Below are 16,074 nucleotides of genomic sequence, written 5' to 3'. Positions count from 1 at the left end.
GAGGGCGGACATGGGTGACCCGTCAGGTGAAGGCACGCGCACCACCGTGCGCAGCAGGTCCACGCGGAGCGTCGGCAAGATCGGCGAAGCGGAGCTACGGCAGTTGCTGGCGGGCCTGACGGCGGTCCGCGACGGTGACTTCGGCACCCAGCTCCCCGAGGACGGCGACGGTCTGCTGGGCGAGATCGCCTCGGTGTTCAACGGGATGGTGGACCAGCTGTCGCTGTTCACCTCCGAGGTGACCCGGGTGGCCCGCGAGGTCGGCACCGAGGGCCGGCTGGGCGGCCAGGCCGATGTCCCGGGAGTGTCGGGCACGTGGGCGGACCTGACCGACTCGGTGAACGCGATGGCCGGCAACCTGACCACTCAGGTGCGCGACATCGCCCACGTGGCGACCGCGGTGGCCAAGGGCGACCTGTCGCAGAAGATCGACGTGGATGCGCGCGGGGAGATCCTGGAGCTGAAGGACACCGTCAACACGATGGTGGACCAGTTGTCGTCGTTCGCCGACGAGGTGACCCGGGTGGCCCGCGAGGTCGGCAGCGAAGGCCGGCTGGGCGGGCAGGCGCAGGTGCCGGGGGTGGGCGGGACGTGGCGTGACCTGACCGACTCGGTCAACTTCATGGCCGGCAACCTCACCGACCAGGTCCGTAACATCGCCCAGGTCACCACGGCGGTGGCGAAGGGCGACCTGTCGCAGAAGATCACGGTGGACGCCCGGGGCGAGATCCTGGAGCTGAAGAACACCATCAACACGATGGTGGACCAGCTGTCGTCGTTCGCCGACGAGGTGACCCGGATGGCGCGCGAGGTCGGCACCGAGGGCCGGCTGGGCGGGCAGGCGCAGGTGCCGGGGGTGGGCGGGACGTGGCGTGACCTGACCGACTCGGTCAACTTCATGGCCGGCAACCTCACCGGCCAGGTGCGCTCCATCGCCCAGGTCGCCACCGCGGTGGCGAAGGGCGACCTGTCGCAGAAGATCACGGTGGACGCCCGGGGCGAGATCCTGGAGCTGAAGAACACCATCAACACGATGGTGGACCAGCTGTCGTCGTTCGCCGACGAGGTGACCCGGATGGCCCGCGAGGTCGGCACCGAGGGCCGGCTCGGCGGGCAGGCGGACGTCAAGGGCGTCTCGGGCACCTGGAAGGACCTGACCGAGTCGGTCAACGTCATGGCCGACAACCTGACCGGCCAGGTGCGCTCCATCGCCCAGGTGACCACCGCCGTGGCCAGGGGCGACCTGTCGCAGAAGATCCGGGTGGACGCCCGGGGCGAGATCCTCGAGCTCAAGGAGACCATCAACACGATGGTCGACCAGCTCGGCGCGTTCGCCGACGAGGTGACCCGGGTGGCCCGCGAGGTCGGTACGGAGGGCAACCTCGGCGGGCAGGCGACCGTACGGGGTGTCTCGGGCACCTGGAAGGACCTCACCGACAACGTCAACGTGATGGCCTCCAACCTGACCGGTCAGGTGCGGTCCATCGCGCAGGTCGCCACCGCGGTGGCGAAGGGCGACCTGTCGCAGAAGATCACCGTGGAGGCCAAGGGCGAGGTCGCGGCGCTCGCCGGCGTGATCAACACCATGGTGGACACGCTGTCGGCCTTCGCCGACGAGGTGACCCGGGTGGCCCGCGAGGTCGGCACCGAGGGCATGCTCGGCGGCCAGGCCCGGGTGCCGAACGTCGCCGGGACCTGGAAGGACCTCACCGACAACGTCAACTCGATGGCCAACAACCTCACCAACCAGGTCCGCAACATCGCCCAGGTGACCACCGCCGTCGCCCAGGGCGACCTCACCCGCAAGATCGACGTGGACGCGCGCGGGGAGATTCTGGAGCTGAAGACCACCATCAACACCATGGTCGACCAGCTGTCCTCCTTCGCGGCGGAGGTCACCCGGGTGGCCCGCGAGGTCGGCAGCGAGGGCAGGCTCGGCGGCCAGGCCGAGGTGGAAGGCGTGTCGGGCACCTGGAAGCGCCTCACCGAGAACGTCAACGGACTGGCCGGCAACCTCACCCGGCAGGTCCGGGCCATCGCCGAGGTCACCAGCGCCGTGGCCGAGGGCGACCTGACCCGCTCCATCACCGTGGAGGCCTCCGGTGAGGTCTCCGAGCTGAAGGACAACATCAACTCCATGGTGGAGTCGCTGCGTGAGACCACCCGCGCCAACCAGGACCAGGACTGGCTCAAGTCCAACCTGGCGGGCATCTCGGGGCTCATGCAGGGCCGCCGTGACCTCCCCGTGGTCGCTGAACTGATCATGGACGAGCTGACGCCGCTCGTCTCCGCGCAGTACGGCGCGTTCTACCTCGCCGAGGACACCGCCACCGGCCCCGAGCTGCGGCTCATCGGCTCCTACGGGCTCTCCGACGGTGCGGGCGCGGACGGCCGGCCCCGGCGGTTCCGGCTCGGTCAGTCGCTGGTCGGCCAGGCGGCCCGCAGCCGGCGCACGATCGCCGTCGACGAGGTCCCCGCCGACTACGTGATCTCCTCGGGGCTCGGCAGCACCACGGCCGGCAGCCTCGTGGTGCTGCCGATCGTGGTCGAGGACCAGGTGCTCGGCGTCATCGAGCTGGCGTCCGTACGCCCGTTCACCGCGGTCCAGCGGGCGTTCCTGGAGCAGCTGATGGAGACCATCGGCGTCAACGTCAACACCATCGTGGCCAACGCCCGCACCGACGAGCTGCTCGAGGAGTCCCAGCGGCTCGCCGGCGAGCTGCAGTCGCGGTCGGAGGAACTCCAGGTACGCCAGGAGGAACTCCAGCTCTCCAACGCCGAGCTGGAGGAGAAGGCCGCACTGCTCGCCACCCAGAACCGCGACATCGAGACCAAGAACCTGGAGATCGAGCAGGCCCGGCAGGAGCTGGAGACCCGGGCCCAGCAGCTCGCGCTGGCCTCCAAGTACAAGTCGGAGTTCCTGGCCAACATGAGCCATGAGCTGCGCACCCCGCTCAACAGCCTGCTGATCCTGGCGCAGTTGCTGGCCCAGAACCCCACCCGCAACCTCACCCCGAAGCAGGTGGAGTACGCCGGGATCATCCACTCGGCCGGGTCCGACCTGCTCCAACTGATCAACGACATCCTCGATCTGTCCAAGGTCGAGGCCGGCAAGATGGACCTGGTCCCCGAGCGGGTCCCGCTGCGCCGGCTGCTGGACTACGTCGAGGCCACGTTCCGGCCGCTGACCACCCAGAAGAACCTGGAGTTCCGCGTCACCACCGCTCCCGGGGTGGCCGGCGACCTGCTCACCGACGACTCGCGGCTGCGCCAGGTCCTGGGCAACCTGCTGTCCAACGCGGTCAAGTTCACCGAGGTCGGCAGCGTCGAGCTGCGCATCGAGCAGGCCGAGGCGGACGACCTGCCGGACTCGGTGCACCGCGGCGGCCCGGTGCTCGCCTTTCGGGTCGCCGACACCGGCATCGGCATCCCCGAGCAGCAACTCGAATCGATCTTCGGTGCCTTCCAGCAGGCCGACGGGACCACCAGCCGCAAGTACGGCGGCACCGGGCTCGGGCTGTCCATCAGCCGGGAAATCGCCTACCTGCTCGGCGGTGCCATCACCGCCGACAGCACTCCGGGCAAGGGCAGCGCCTTCACCCTCTACCTGCCGGTCTCGCGGCCGGACTTCGAGGAGCCACCGGCCGGTGAGCCGGAATCCGCCAGGCAGGTGCGCGTGGTGGAGGCCGGGCGCGAGCAGCGGCCGGCTCTGCCCGGCGCGGCGGTGCCGGCACCGCGGCGCCGCGTGCTGGTGATCGAGGAACGGCCCCGGGGCCTGCTGTCGCTGGTGGCCGAGAGCGCCGTCGCCGACCTCACCGACGGCCGGGACCTCGGCGACCCGCGCGGCCCGGTCGAAGTGATCACCGCCGTCGGCGCACAGGAGGCGGCGGCCGCGCTCGCGGCCGGCACCTTCCACTGTGTGGTGCTTGAGCTCGACGCGCCCGACGGCGCCGCGCTGCGCTTCCTGGAGGCGATGGACGGTGACCCGGCACTGCGCGGCGTGCCGGTACTCGCGCACAACAGCCGCCGCCTGAACCCGGTCCACGAGCGGGTGCTGCGGGACCGCGCCGACAGCCGGCCCCTGGAGCTGCTGCCCAGCCTGGACGAGCTCCGAGAGCGCATCGTGCTGCACCTCACCGCGCAGGCGCCCGGCGACGTCGTACCGCTGGTCCTGCCGCAGAGCGGGGATCAGCCGGCGCTCGTCGCGGCCGACGGCAGTCTGGCGGGCCGCAAGGTGCTGGTGGTCGACGACGACGCCCGCAACGTCTTCGCCCTCACCGGCGTCCTCGAACTGCAGGGCATGCAGGTGCTGCACGCGGAGAACGGCCGCCGCGGCATCGAGACACTGCTCGGCAATCCCGGCATCGACCTGATCCTGATGGACGTGATGATGCCGGAGATGGACGGCTACGCCGCGACCGCCGCGATCCGGGCGATGCCCGAGTACGCCGACCTGCCGATCATCGCCGTCACGGCCAAGGCCATGCACGGCGACCGGGAGAAGAGCCTGGCCTCCGGCGCCAGCGACTACGTCACCAAGCCCGTCGACGCCCATACGCTCTTCGCCTGCATCAAGCGCCTGCTGGACTCGTGATCGGCTGTTGATCGATCGCGGGCACCGGCTCGCCGCACCCCTGACCATGACCAGCCAAGGAGCAGTCCGTGCAGATCCCCGAGCGGGCGCAGACCTCCGGCGCCGCGGACGCGCCGGAGGCGGGGGGCGCGCGCCACGCCGGCCGGGAGGACGCCGAGGTCACGCCCTGGGAGGGGGTGATCGCCAGCGTCCCTGACGCCGCCCCGCGGGCGCCGTTGCGGATGGACACCGGCGTCGGCCGTCTGGCGGCCACGGTCGAGCGGCTGCGGCGTCAGGTCGAGCGGGCGGACGCCACCGCGGCCGGCCGGGCGCTGATCGAGCTCGCCACCGGCATCCTGGTCGAGCGGCTGGGGTGCGGTCCGGCGCATGCCGCCCGGCAGCTCGACGTGCTCGCCGAGGGCGCCGGCCTCTCCCGGCTGGAGCTCGCAGCCGACATCGTCAACCAGGCCTCCCGCGACCGCCTCGCGGAGGCCGCCCGCGACTTCGTCTCCCAGACCACCGGCCCCCAGACCACCGGCTCTCGGACCACCGGCGCGGGCGGTGCCGCAGGTTCCGCGCCCGACCCGGTCGTCGCCGTACGGCTGCGCACCTCCGAGAGCGGGGTGCTGGCGGCCGACGACACCCAGCAGGTCGCGGCGTCGCTGCTGCAGCACGCGCTGACCCCGCTCGGCGCGGTGGCGGTGGCGGTCTGGGCCGCGGGCTCCGACGGCTCCCTGAGCCTGGCCGGTCATGCCGGGTTCGACGAGGCGGAGGCCAGGCGCTGGCGCTACGTACCCCCGGTCGTGGCGACGCTGGCCCGGGCGGCGCTCACCGAACGCGGCCCGATCTGGTACCCGACTCTCGCCGAGGCCCCCGCGCCCTCCATCGGCCGGGGTGACCCCACCGGGGGCGGCCGGATCGTCCTGCCCGCGGGGGCCGGCGGCCGGCTCCTCGGTGTGCTGGAGATCTGCTGGCCGGACGCCCTGGAGCAACAGCCGCCTCCCGTGCTGCGGCAGCTCGAGGCGCTGGCCGAGCTGTGCGCCCACACGCTCGACGACCACCAGCCGGCCGACGGCGGCGCCCCGGCCTCCCGGCTCGACGAGCTCATCGACGGCCTGCTGGAGCCGGCCATGGTGCTCAGACCGCACTTCGACCTCGACGGGCAGGTCGTCGACTTCCGCATCCAGCACGCCAACGGGCACGTCACCGACATCGCCGGACGCCCGCGCGGCACCCTCATCGGATCGCTGCTGCTGGAGGCCTACCCGCTGGCGGCCCGTGACGGCGGTCTGTTCGAGAAGATCGAGCACGTCCACGCCACCGGTGAACCCCTGCGGGCCGAACGGATGCGCCTGACCGCCCTGATCGACCAGGTCGCCGTCACGGCCGTCGCCGACATCAGCATCAACCGGCACGGCGGCGAGATCCTGTTCACCTGGCGGCTCCATGACGAGGCGACGCTCTTCGCCGACCTGCTGCAGCATGCGCTGCGGCTGGGCCGGATCGGCGGCTTCGAGGAGAACGTCTCGGGGGAGATCACGTGGAACGCGCAGCTGTTCACGCTGTTCGGGCTGCCGGCCACGGCCCAGCCGATCTCGCTGCGGCGGCTGGGCGACCATGCCCATGCGGACGACGAGATCGCCATCGAGCGCTTCTTGCGGACGCTGCTGCACCACCGCCGTCCCGCCTCCACGACGTTCCGCCTGCGGCGCTCGGACGGGACGGCCCGCCACATGCGGGTCGTCGCCGAACCCGTGCTCGAAGCGGACGAACTGATCGCGGTGCGCGGCGCCTACCAGGACGTCTCCGCCCAGCACTGGACCGAGGTGGCGCTGGCCGCCACCCGCGACCAGCTCAGCCACACCGAGCGGCAGGCCGCCGAGCACAACCGCCTGGCCCTGCAGCTCCAGCACGCGATCATGCCGCCGTCGCAGGCCCCCATCGACACCGACGGGCTGCGCATCGCGGTGCGCTACCGGCCCGCGGAGGAGGACCACCTGGTGGGCGGCGACTGGTACGACGCCGTCACGCTGCCCTCCCAGCAGGTGCTCCTCGCCGTCGGTGACATCGCCGGCCACGGCATCCAGGCCGCCACCGGCATGGTCGTGCTGCGGAACGCCCTGCGCGGCCTGGCCGCCACCGGGGCGGGCCCGGCCCAGTTGCTCAGCTGGCTCAACACCGTCACCTACCACCTCACCGACCATGTCACCGCGACGGCGATCTGCGCCCTCTACGACCCCGGGACCAGGGTGCTGCGCTGGGCCCGCGCCGGGCACCTGCCCCCGATCCTCATCCGCGCGGAGCAGGCCACCACGCTGCCCGACACCCGCGGCCTCCTCCTCGGCGCCACCGACGACTTCGACTACCAGGAGGGCCGGATCTCGCTGCAGCCGGGCGACACGCTGCTGATGTACACCGACGGCCTGATCGAACGCCGGGACCGCTCCCTCCAGCACTCCCAGAAACAGCTCCTCGCCATCGCCGAGACCCCGCAGCCGAGCCTCGACGAACGCCTCGACCACCTGCTCACCTACAGCAACGCCGACACCGCCGACGACACCTGTGTGATCGGCGTGCAGCTCATCTGAGCCGCACCGGCGGCTCCTTCCGGCTCCGGCACCGGCTGCGACACCCGTGGCGGCATCGGCTGCGGCACCGGCTGCGGCACCGGCTCGGGGAGGCGACTTTGTCGTCGGACGGCCGGGTGATGGTCTTGGGCGTGACCGCGGAGGGGAACGGAGATCCCATGGAGCTGTTTCCCGCAGTGCCGCTGGCCGAATGGCAGGACACCAAGTCCACCCTTCACCGTTTCGCCCAGGTGGTGGGCAAGATCCGGCTGGCGTCGGGGGTCCGGCGCAACCACTGGTGGAACGTGCCGTTCCATCTCACTGGGCGGGGGCTGACCACGCGTCCGATGGGGCTGGCCGACGGCAACCCGATCTTCACCATCGACTTCGACTTCGTCGGCCACCGGCTGGTCATCACCGTGATCGACGGCAGGGACCTGTCGTTTCCGCTGTACGGGCAGTCGGTGGCGTCCTTCTTCCGGGAGACGATGCAGGCCCTGGAGACGCTGGGCATCCACGTGGACATGAACATCCCCCGCCCCTTCGACCTGCCCGACTCGGGCCGGCCGTTCGCCGAGGACACCGAGCACGCCGTCTACGAACCCGCCATGGTCACCCGGTACTGGCAGGTGCTCAGCCAGGTGGCCCTGGTGATGGAGGAGTTCGCCGCGGGCTACTCCGGCAAGATCAGCCCGGTGCACCACTTCTGGCACACCTTCGACCTCGCCTGCTCCCGGTTCTCCGACCGGGTGATCGACCAGCCGCCGGACGTGGACCCGGTGACCCGCGAGGCGTACTCCCGGGAGGTGATCAGCGCCGGTTTCTGGTTCGGCGACGACACCTTCCCCGAGCCGGCCTTCTACTCCTACACGGCTCCCGAGCCCGAGGGCGTGGAGAACGAGCCGCTGCGGCCCGCCGCCGCCCGGTGGACCGAACAGCGAGGCAGCCACCTGGCCGTGCTGACCTACGACAGCGCGCGGGCCGAGCCGGACCCGCGCGCCGCCGCGCTGGAGTTCTACGAGAGCGCCTACCAGGCCGGTGCCCGCCGCGCCGGGTGGGACATCGACGCGCTCGCCTGCCCCGGCGGGATCACCGACCCGCAGGAGCGAGCCGCCACCTGACGCCGCGGGCCGTACGGAGACCGGGTGCTCAGCCGCGGTTGGCCCGGCCCGCCCGCTCGGCGAGCTCGTTGAAGCGCGCCAGCATCGCCGCCAGCACCCGTACGTCCTCCGCCGGCCAGGTGTCGAGCATCGCGTGGAAGCTCTTCTGGCGGGCCGTACGGGCGGCGTCCAGCCGACGGCGCCCCTCCTCGGTGAGGACCAGGAGGTGGGCCCGGCCGTCATCGGGATCGGGCCGGCGTTCGATCAGGCCCAGGTGCTCCAGCACCTTCATCTGACGGCTGATGGTGGCCTTGCCCACGCCCAGGTAGTCGGCCAGATCGCTGGGCCGCGAGCGCACGCACTCGTGCATGCCGACGAGCAGCCCGTACGCCGCGAACTCCAGCTCCGGGTGCACCTCGCGGGCCATCTCGGCGGACAGCGCCCGCGCGCGGCGCAGGAGGATGCCGAGCTCGTGCTCGACCGCCTTGTAGTCGCCGTCGGCCGCTGTCGCTGGTGCTTCCATCATCGCTCCGTTCCTCCTGCCGGCCCGGCACCCCAGTTCTACCGTGCCGACGGCACCGGGCGGTGACCACCCCGCGCCACCCGCCCGGATCGGCGTGATCCGGTCACCCGGCGGGATGGCCGAGCCACACGTCGTGTGTGTCGTCGCCCCGGCCGGTCAGGTCGACCCCGCTCGCCACCGGTGGGTACCCGCTCGCCGTCACCGTGTACCGACCCCCGGCCAGGTCCGCGAAGGCGTACTCCCCGTCGGGGCCGGTGGTCGCCACGGCGACGACCTCCCCGGCGGCGTCGAGCAGCGTGACGCGGGCGTCGGCGACCGGGCCGTGCCCCTGAGCCCGGACGGTGCCGTGCACCCGGAGGCCGGGCAGCAGTTCGATCTCGTGGCGGCTCTGGCCGTTGCCGGTCTCGACCGGTATCGCGACCGGGCGGTGCGCGGCGGCGCTGACCGCGAGGGTGTAGGTCCCCGCGGTCACGGCCGTGAAGGCGAAGCCGCCCGCGGCGTCGGTGGCGCCGGCGGCGACGACCTCACCCCGTACGTCCGTCATGACGACCATCGCGCCCGCGACGGGTGCGCCGTCCACGTCGCGTACGGTGCCGGCGAGGCCGCCGGAGCCGGTGAGCACCGGGTCGAAGTCGACCGGCCGGTCACCGACCACCAGCGTGGTGGCCTGCGGATCGTGGTCGCCCGCCGCGACGATCAGCACGTAGGTGCCCGTGCCGGGGGTGGGCAGTTCGTATCCTCCGGCCGCGTCCGTGACCGCGCGGCCGACCTGGTGCCCGCGCCCGTCGATCAGCGTGAGCGCGGCGTGGGGCACCGGGACGCGGTCGCCGCCTCGGACGAAGCCTCGGATGACACCGCCGCCGGGAGGCCGCTCGGTGCCCGCGGCGGCGTACACCGGCAGCGGCTCGGTGATCTGCCCGTCGGGCAGGATCCGGGCGCCGGCGGCGGCGCTCACGGAGACCAGCTCCCGCTCCTGGCGGTGGGCGTGCCGGCGCCCCGGCGCGGCGTGCGCCGCGTGGGCCGCGCGCGCCGGGTGGACTGCCGGTGCGGGCGGCACCGCGGCCTCCGGCTGCGCGGTGTTGGAGGTACGCAGCGGTACCTCCTTGATGAACAGGATCGCGAGCAGCGCGAGCAGCGCGCACGGCCCGGCGTACAGGAACACGTCACCGACGCCGTGCCCGAACGCCCCCTCCACGACCGTGCGGACCGGGGCGGGGAGCGCGGACAGCTTCGGGATCGAGCCGTCGCCGCCGGCGCTCTGGATTCCCAGCCGCCCGAGGCCGTCGGCGGTGTAGTGGGAGACCCGGCCGGACAGGGCGGCGCCGAGCGCCGAGACGCCGATCGCGCCGCCGAGGGTACGGAAGAAGGCGACGACCGAGCTGGCCGCTCCCAGTTCGTGCGGCCGGACCTGGTTCTGCACCGACAGCACCAGGTTCTGCATGGTCATGCCCAGGCCCGACCCGATGCAGAACATGAAGATCGCGACCTGCCAGTAGGCGGTGTCGTGGCGCAGCAGGCTCATGAGGTTGTAGCCCACGGTGAGCAGCCCGGCACCGAGCACGAGGATCATCTTCCAGCGTCCGGTCGCGGTGATGATCCGCCCGGCCACCGTGGAGGCCAGCGCCAGGCCCGCGATCATCGGCAGGGTCATCACCCCAGCCGCCGTCGGCGTCTCGCCACGGGCGAGCTGGAAGTACTGGCTGAGGAACGTGGTGGCGCCGAACATCGCCACGCCGACGAGCAGGCTGGCCGTCACGGCCAGGCTCATCGTGCGGTTGCGGAACAGGTGCAGCGGCACGATCGGCTCGGCGACCCTGGCCTCGACCAGCAGGAAGCACAGGGCCAGGACCACCGTGCCGCCGACCATGGCGCCGGTCTGCCAGGACAGCCAGTCGTACTTGTCGCCGGCGAAGGACACCCACACCAGCAGCAGGGAGGCCGCGACGGTGATCAGCGCGGCACCGGCCCAGTCGACGTCGACCCGGCGCTTGTGGACCGGCAGATGGAGGGTCTTCTGCAGGACGAGCAGCGCGATCACGGCGAAGGGCACACCGACGTAGAAGCACCAGCGCCAGCCGAGCCACGAGGTGTCGACGATGACGCCGCCGATGAGCGGCCCGCCGATGGTGGCCAGCGCGAAGACCGCGCCGATGTAGCCGGAGTAGCGGCCGCGCTCACGCGGCGAGATCATCACCGCCATGATGACCTGCGCCAGGGCGGTGAGGCCGCCGGCCCCGAGGCCCTGGATGACCCTGGCGGTGATCAGCATCGCCGGATTCTGGGCCAGGCCGGCGAAGGCCGAACCGGCGACGAAGACGACCAGGCCCAGCTGGACCAGGACCTTCTTGCTCGTCAGGTCGGCGAGCTTGCCCCAGATCGGAGTGGAGACCGTGGTCGCCAGCAGCGTCGCGGTGATCACCCAGGTGTAGGTGGTCTGGCTCGCGTGCAGGTCGGTGATGATCGTGGGAAGTGCGTTCGCCACGACCGTCGAGGACAGGATCGCCACGAACAGTCCGAGCAGCAGCCCGGACAGCGCTTCCATGATCTGCCGATGGGACATCGGGGCGGCCGCGTCGGGCGCCGCCGCCCTGACATCGGGCGATGCCACGGTTGCCATGAACTCCTCCTACGAGACTGCTCCGAAAAGTCCGGGGGTGACCTGCTCGCGCGCCGTGCGGCGAAAGCCCATGCGGAGCGGGGGCGAGGAGCCCGGAGAGCCCCTCGCCGGGCACGTCGAGACAGGGTGGCCGGGGGTCCGGCCGGCGCGAACTCGCGTTCGGATCGCCGGCCGCGGGGCGGCACCACGATCAGTTGGTTGCCCTAAGCAAATACCTAAGCGAATATATGTATAGCGCACTTGATTGCCCTGAGCAACTTCCTGGTCTCCGGCGTTCCGGTCTCCGAACCCGGTCTCCGGACCCGGTCTCCGGACCCGGTCTCCGGACCCGGTCTCCGGACCCGGTCTCCGGACCCGGTCTCCGGACCCGGTCTACGGCGTCCCGGTCTCCGGCACCCACGTTTCACCGCCGCCGGAGTGTCAGGGAACAAGCGGTGGCCGGGCATGGTTACATGGGTCGTGCCGGTGTGCCTGGTGTCCCCGGGCCTCACCTATTGCCTTCGCGGATTACCGTTCGGCTGGAGCCGCGTTGTGCCTTTCGCCGAGAGGCGACCCACACACCGGTGCAGCACGTCGAAGACCCCGCCGGGAACCTTCCCGGCGGGGTCTTCTGCGTGCGGGCCGTGGCGGGCCGGCGGGCTGTGGCGGGCCGGGCCTATCCGGGAGTGTCGGTCTCCAGGCCGGTCAGGAGGGCGTCGACGACGCCGGGCAGTTCCCCGAAGAGATCCCGGCCTGCCCCGCCCCCCATGAGGCTGGTCATCGCGAGCATCATGGTGCCGCCGGTGAACAGCGTGGCGGCGGCCTGGACGTCGACCGCCGACAGCCTGCCGAGGCGCTGCTCTGCGGCCAGGTACTCGATGACGCGCTGCTGGTAGAGCTGCGGGCCGTGGGGGTCGCTGTGCAGTTCGTCGATGAACCGGTGCAGCAGCTGCGGATCGGTGAGCAGCCCTGCGACGATGGGCAGCCCGTCCAGGTGCATCTCCAGGGCGGCGCGCGCGTAGGTCAGCAGGTTCTCCCGGACGGTGCCCGCTCCGGGGCTGGGCAGATCGGTGTCGAAGCGTACGACGAGGCGGACGTGGCGACGTACCAGTGCCGCAATCAGGAGTTCGTTCTTGTCTGCGAAGTAGTTGTAGAGCACCCCGTCGGACAGGCCCGCCGTACGGGCGATGTCGCGGGTCGTGATGGCCACCGGCTGGCGCTCGGCGAGCAGGGCCTCGGCGGTCGCGATGAGATGTTCGCGCAGCGCCGCGGCCGGGTCGTCGCCGTCCCGGCCGCGCACGGCCTTGGCTCTTCTAGGTGACATCACGCCGTACGGTAGTCGATACCGCCACGACGGCGAACAGCGCGGCGTACGCCACCAGGACGAGTCCGGCGACCGGCTGGGAGAGCGGGCGGACCGTGCCGCCCGAGACGGTCAGGTCGGCGAGCGCCGACCCGCCGGCGAACGGCAGCCACCGCGCGAGGTCACCGATGAGCTGCCCGACGATCCCCTCCACGAGGGCGATCCAGGCCAGTGCCACGCCGATGGCCGCGGCCAGGTTGCGCACCAGGGCCCCGATGCCGACGCCGATGACCGCGAACGCGATGTTCCACACGAAGCAGCCGATGATCGTGTGCCAGACCCCGTCGCCGGTCAGCCGCAGGGGGACGCCCTTGGCCTCCCACCACACGGCGACGGCCACCAGCGCCGTGCACGCGTTGACGACGCCGAAGACGGCTCCCGCCGCCGCGTAGGCGTACACCTTGGCCAGGACCACGCGGCCACGCCGCGGGGTGGACAGGTAGGTGTCGGTGATGGTCCTGTTCCGGTACTCACCGGCCACCGCCATGATGCCGAGCACCAGGGTGAGCAGGGAGGCCAGCCCGGCGTGCCCCAGCGCCCGCGACAGGGTCGTGGCGGTCCGCAGGTCCTCGCCGGACACCGCCAGGCCGCTGACGCCCCCGGCGATGACGAGCTGGGAGACCGCGAGGAGGATCAGCGGAGCGCGTGTGGTGTGCAGCTTGTAGAGCTCGACGTGGATGAGCTTGCCCATGACGGATTCCCTCTCAGTACGCGGCGGCGGGCCGGGTCAGGTGGAGGAACGCGTCCTCCAGCGATCTGCCGTCATCGCTCAGCTCGGCCAGTGGACCGGCGAAGCGCAGCCGCCCCTCGTTGATGATCACGACGTGGCCGGCGGTCTGGGCCACCTCGCTCAGGACGTGACTGGAGATCAGTACGGTCCGTCCCTCCGCCGCCAGACCGCGCAGCAACTCCCGCAGCCAGGCCGTGCCCGCGGGGTCCAGGCCGTTCGCGGGCTCGTCCAGGATCAGGATCTCCGGGTCGCCCAGCAGGGCCGCCGCCAGGCCGAGGCGCTGCCGCATGCCCAGGGAGTAGCCGCCGACCCGCCGGTGCTGAGCCTCGGTCAGGCCGACCTGGGCCAGCACCTCGTCCACCCGACGCGGTGACGCGCCGGCGGCCCCCGCGAGGATCCGCAGGTGTTGGCGCCCGCGCCGGCCGGGGTGCGCCGCCATCGCCTCCACCGCGGCGCCCACCACCTCGCGCGGCCGCGGCAGCCGATCGTAGGCCCGCCCGCCGATCAGTGCCTCGCCCGCGGTGGGCCGGACGAGGCCCAGCAGCATCCGCAGGGTCGTCGTCTTCCCCGCGCCGTTGGGGCCGAGAAAGCCGGTCACCTCGCCGGGCGGCACGTCGAACGTCAGATCCCGTACGGCGTCCACCTCGCCGAACCGCTTGGTCAGGCCACGGACCGACACCTGTGTCATCGACACCACCTCCATATTTCGTGAGCGCTTGTTCATGAACATACGCTCATGATCAAGCGTTCACAATACGGGGAGCGTGATGGGGCGGGCCGTCCGTACCCTTCTCGGCCCCTCCTCGGCCCCTCCTCGGCTCCTAGACTTCGGGTATGCGCCGGCTGAGCAGCACGATGGTCGTGGTGACGGGCGAGGGGGCCGAGGAGGTCGTTCTCGGCCTGGACGGCCTGCACAACGTACGGGCGGTCACCCGGGGGGAACGGCCGCCCGCCGAGTTCACGGATCTGGTGTCCCGGGCCTCCGCCACCTATGTCGTTCACGACGCGGATCCGCTGGCCGAGGTCGGCGACGCCTGGGTGGACTTCTTCGACGGCGCGTCACCGACCGGCCGGCTGGAGGTCGCGATCGAGTCGGCGTTGGGCGCGCTGCGCTCCGAGCGGGAACTGCTGCCCGACTACTACGTCGTGCTGAGCCCGGAGGACATGCCCGTCACCCGCCGCCACTGGTGGCTCGGCGTGCTCGCCGGGGCCGCACCCACCCGGGTCGTACCCGTCCGCCCCTCCACGGCCGAGGTCGCCGGCGCGCTGGGCAGGCTGGCCGCGGGCCGCTGGTGGCCCGCCGACCTGCCGGAATGGCTGCACGGCCTGCCCCGGACCGTCCCCGATCAAGCGGGTGGCCTGCACGGCTGAGCCGGGCGGCGGACGACGTCTCCACGCACGGGCACGACGCCCCCGGCCAGCGGAATCCTGAGTAGGCCATACTCATGCGCCCCGGCCGTACGGACGACATCGTCGGGACATGGGCACTGCCGCGACCGACCTCCTCCTGACCGAACTCGTCCGCCGGGTCACCGGCAACGGGGACGCGTGGATCGCCTCGCTGCGCGAGGAACGGTTCGAGCCGAGTCCGGGCTCGGCCGCGACCGGAGGGCTGCGCCGGCTCACGGGCACCACGGCCGAGGGGCAGCACTGGTCCTTCTTCGTCAAGTCCATCAACTCTCCCCGGCACTGGCCGCACCTCGGCATGCTGCCCGAGGGGCTCCGCGCGGAGTTCATCGCCGCCCTCCCCTGGCGGGCCGAGGCGGAGGCCTACCGCGCGGACGTACGCCTCCCCGAGGGGCTGCGCATGCCCCGCCTCCACCTGATCGATGACCTGGGCGACGACCGGCTGGACCTCTGGCTGGAGGACGTCGAGTCCGATCAGACGGAATGGGAGCTGACCCGCTACGACCGGGCGGCCCACCTGCTGGGCGGGCTCGCCGCGCGCAATCCCGCGCCGCCGCCGGCCATGAGCAACCTGCGCGGCTACGTCCAGGGACGCATCGTGCGCGGGGTCCTTCCGGAGCTGCGAGATCCGGCGCTCTGGCAGCACCCCCTGGTCGCCCCGTTCGCCGACGCGCGGCTCCGTGCCGACCTGCTCGCGCTCGGCGAGCGCATTCCCGAACTGCTCGACGCGGCCGACCGGCTGCCGCACACGATGGTGCACGGCGACTCCAGCCCGCACAATCTGCTGGTCACCCCCGACGGCGAGTTCGTCGCCCTCGACTGGGGCTGGTACTCCTCACACCCGGTCGGCTTCGACCTGGGCCAGTTGCTGGTCGGGCTGGCCCACGAGGGGCTCACCCCCGCCGGGGAGCTGCCCGCCCTGCACGCCACGATCGAGGCGGCCTATCTCCGTGGCCTTGCGGAGGGCGGCGGGCCCGTCGAGCACGCGAGCGCCGGCTACCGGATCAGCCTGGTGCTCCGCAGCGCGTTCACCGCCATCCCCGCCGAACGGCTGGCCGAGCCGGCCACCCCCGAGCTGACCGAGCTGTGCCGCCGTCGTATCGGGCTGGCCCGGTTCCTCACGGACCTCGGCCACGCCCTGTGAACGGGCCGGGAGCCTGCCTCGGCCCGGGTGCAGGCCACCGTCGGCACCGCCTGCGGGCTGCCCGCCGAGCA

Annotated in this window: 10 protein-coding genes; 5 read left to right on the top strand and 5 right to left on the bottom strand. The window is 72.1% G+C overall.

The window, feature by feature from the left end:
* Positions 1 to 10 precede the first annotated feature (10 nt).
* From ACRYCC_RS38745 to ACRYCC_RS38735, 3 genes are all read left to right on the top strand, one after another.
* Positions 11 to 4,594 carry a HAMP domain-containing protein gene (locus ACRYCC_RS38745; protein ID WP_433819061.1) on the top strand — a complete coding sequence of 1,528 codons (4,584 nt, stop codon included), beginning with the start codon at positions 11 to 13 and terminating at the stop codon, positions 4,592 to 4,594.
* Between the two features lie 68 nt (positions 4,595 to 4,662).
* Complete coding sequence (locus tag ACRYCC_RS38740) at positions 4,663 to 7,161, top strand: SpoIIE family protein phosphatase (RefSeq protein WP_433819060.1); 2,499 nt, start codon at positions 4,663 to 4,665, stop codon at positions 7,159 to 7,161.
* Positions 7,162 to 7,319: 158 nt separating this feature from the next.
* Entirely contained in the window at positions 7,320 to 8,261 is a 942-nt protein-coding gene (locus ACRYCC_RS38735; RefSeq protein WP_433819059.1) for a DUF5996 family protein, read from the top strand.
* Between the two features lie 28 nt (positions 8,262 to 8,289).
* On the opposite strand, the gene ACRYCC_RS38730 is transcribed toward ACRYCC_RS38735, so the two are convergent.
* From ACRYCC_RS38730 to ACRYCC_RS38710, 5 genes are all read right to left on the bottom strand, one after another.
* Positions 8,290 to 8,766, bottom strand: coding sequence for a MarR family winged helix-turn-helix transcriptional regulator (locus ACRYCC_RS38730; RefSeq protein ID WP_433819058.1), 477 nt, complete (start codon positions 8,764 to 8,766; stop codon positions 8,290 to 8,292).
* A 100-nt stretch (positions 8,767 to 8,866) separates the two neighbouring features.
* Complete coding sequence (locus ACRYCC_RS38725; protein ID WP_433819057.1) at positions 8,867 to 11,380, bottom strand: MFS transporter; 2,514 nt, start codon at positions 11,378 to 11,380, stop codon at positions 8,867 to 8,869.
* 655 nt (positions 11,381 to 12,035) lie between these two features.
* The gene (locus tag ACRYCC_RS38720; protein ID WP_433819056.1) at positions 12,036 to 12,683 is read right to left on the bottom strand and encodes a TetR/AcrR family transcriptional regulator; all 648 of its coding nucleotides are present in this window, start codon (positions 12,681 to 12,683) and stop codon (positions 12,036 to 12,038) included.
* The gene (locus tag ACRYCC_RS38715) at positions 12,673 to 13,413 is read right to left on the bottom strand and encodes an ABC transporter permease subunit (protein WP_433819055.1); all 741 of its coding nucleotides are present in this window, start codon (positions 13,411 to 13,413) and stop codon (positions 12,673 to 12,675) included. Before ACRYCC_RS38715 ends, ACRYCC_RS38720 begins: the two co-directional genes overlap by 11 nt.
* A gap of 13 nt (positions 13,414 to 13,426) precedes the next feature.
* Positions 13,427 to 14,140: an ABC transporter ATP-binding protein gene (locus ACRYCC_RS38710; protein WP_433819054.1), complete on the bottom strand. Its 714-nt coding sequence runs from the start codon at positions 14,138 to 14,140 to the stop codon at positions 13,427 to 13,429.
* A 146-nt stretch (positions 14,141 to 14,286) separates the two neighbouring features.
* On the opposite strand from ACRYCC_RS38710, the gene ACRYCC_RS38705 reads away from it, so the two are divergent.
* Together ACRYCC_RS38705 and ACRYCC_RS38700 are read left to right on the top strand one after the other, a co-directional pair.
* Positions 14,287 to 14,823, top strand: a complete 537-nt coding sequence (locus tag ACRYCC_RS38705; RefSeq protein ID WP_433819053.1) for a hypothetical protein — start codon at positions 14,287 to 14,289, stop codon at positions 14,821 to 14,823.
* A 109-nt stretch (positions 14,824 to 14,932) separates the two neighbouring features.
* On the top strand, positions 14,933 to 16,003 hold the full coding sequence (locus tag ACRYCC_RS38700) for a phosphotransferase family protein (protein ID WP_433819052.1): 1,071 nt from the start codon (positions 14,933 to 14,935) through the stop codon (positions 16,001 to 16,003).
* The last annotated feature ends 71 nt before the right edge of the window (positions 16,004 to 16,074 follow it).

Source organism: Actinomadura scrupuli (genome assembly GCF_050971785.1).
Lineage (GTDB): Bacteria > Actinomycetota > Actinomycetes > Streptosporangiales > Streptosporangiaceae > Actinomadura_E > Actinomadura_E scrupuli.
The sequence above is the reverse complement of the archived record's forward strand: the minus strand, read 5'-3'. Positions and strand labels throughout refer to the sequence as shown.

Excerpts from the sequence above, each read along its gene's own strand:
- ACRYCC_RS38745 (WP_433819061.1), top strand. The coding sequence starts at position 11 with ATGGGTGACCCGTCAGGTGAAGGCACGCGCACCACCGTGCGCAGCAGG.
- ACRYCC_RS38735 (WP_433819059.1), top strand. The coding sequence starts at position 7,320 with ATGGAGCTGTTTCCCGCAGTGCCGCTGGCCGAATGGCAGGACACCAAG.
- ACRYCC_RS38730 (WP_433819058.1), bottom strand. The coding sequence starts at position 8,766 with ATGATGGAAGCACCAGCGACAGCGGCCGACGGCGACTACAAGGCGGTC.
- ACRYCC_RS38725 (WP_433819057.1), bottom strand. The coding sequence starts at position 11,380 with ATGGCAACCGTGGCATCGCCCGATGTCAGGGCGGCGGCGCCCGACGCG.
- ACRYCC_RS38720 (WP_433819056.1), bottom strand. The coding sequence starts at position 12,683 with ATGTCACCTAGAAGAGCCAAGGCCGTGCGCGGCCGGGACGGCGACGAC.
- ACRYCC_RS38715 (WP_433819055.1), bottom strand. The coding sequence starts at position 13,413 with ATGGGCAAGCTCATCCACGTCGAGCTCTACAAGCTGCACACCACACGC.
- ACRYCC_RS38710 (WP_433819054.1), bottom strand. The coding sequence starts at position 14,140 with ATGACACAGGTGTCGGTCCGTGGCCTGACCAAGCGGTTCGGCGAGGTG.
- ACRYCC_RS38705 (WP_433819053.1), top strand. The coding sequence starts at position 14,287 with ATGCGCCGGCTGAGCAGCACGATGGTCGTGGTGACGGGCGAGGGGGCC.
- ACRYCC_RS38700 (WP_433819052.1), top strand. The coding sequence starts at position 14,933 with ATGGGCACTGCCGCGACCGACCTCCTCCTGACCGAACTCGTCCGCCGG.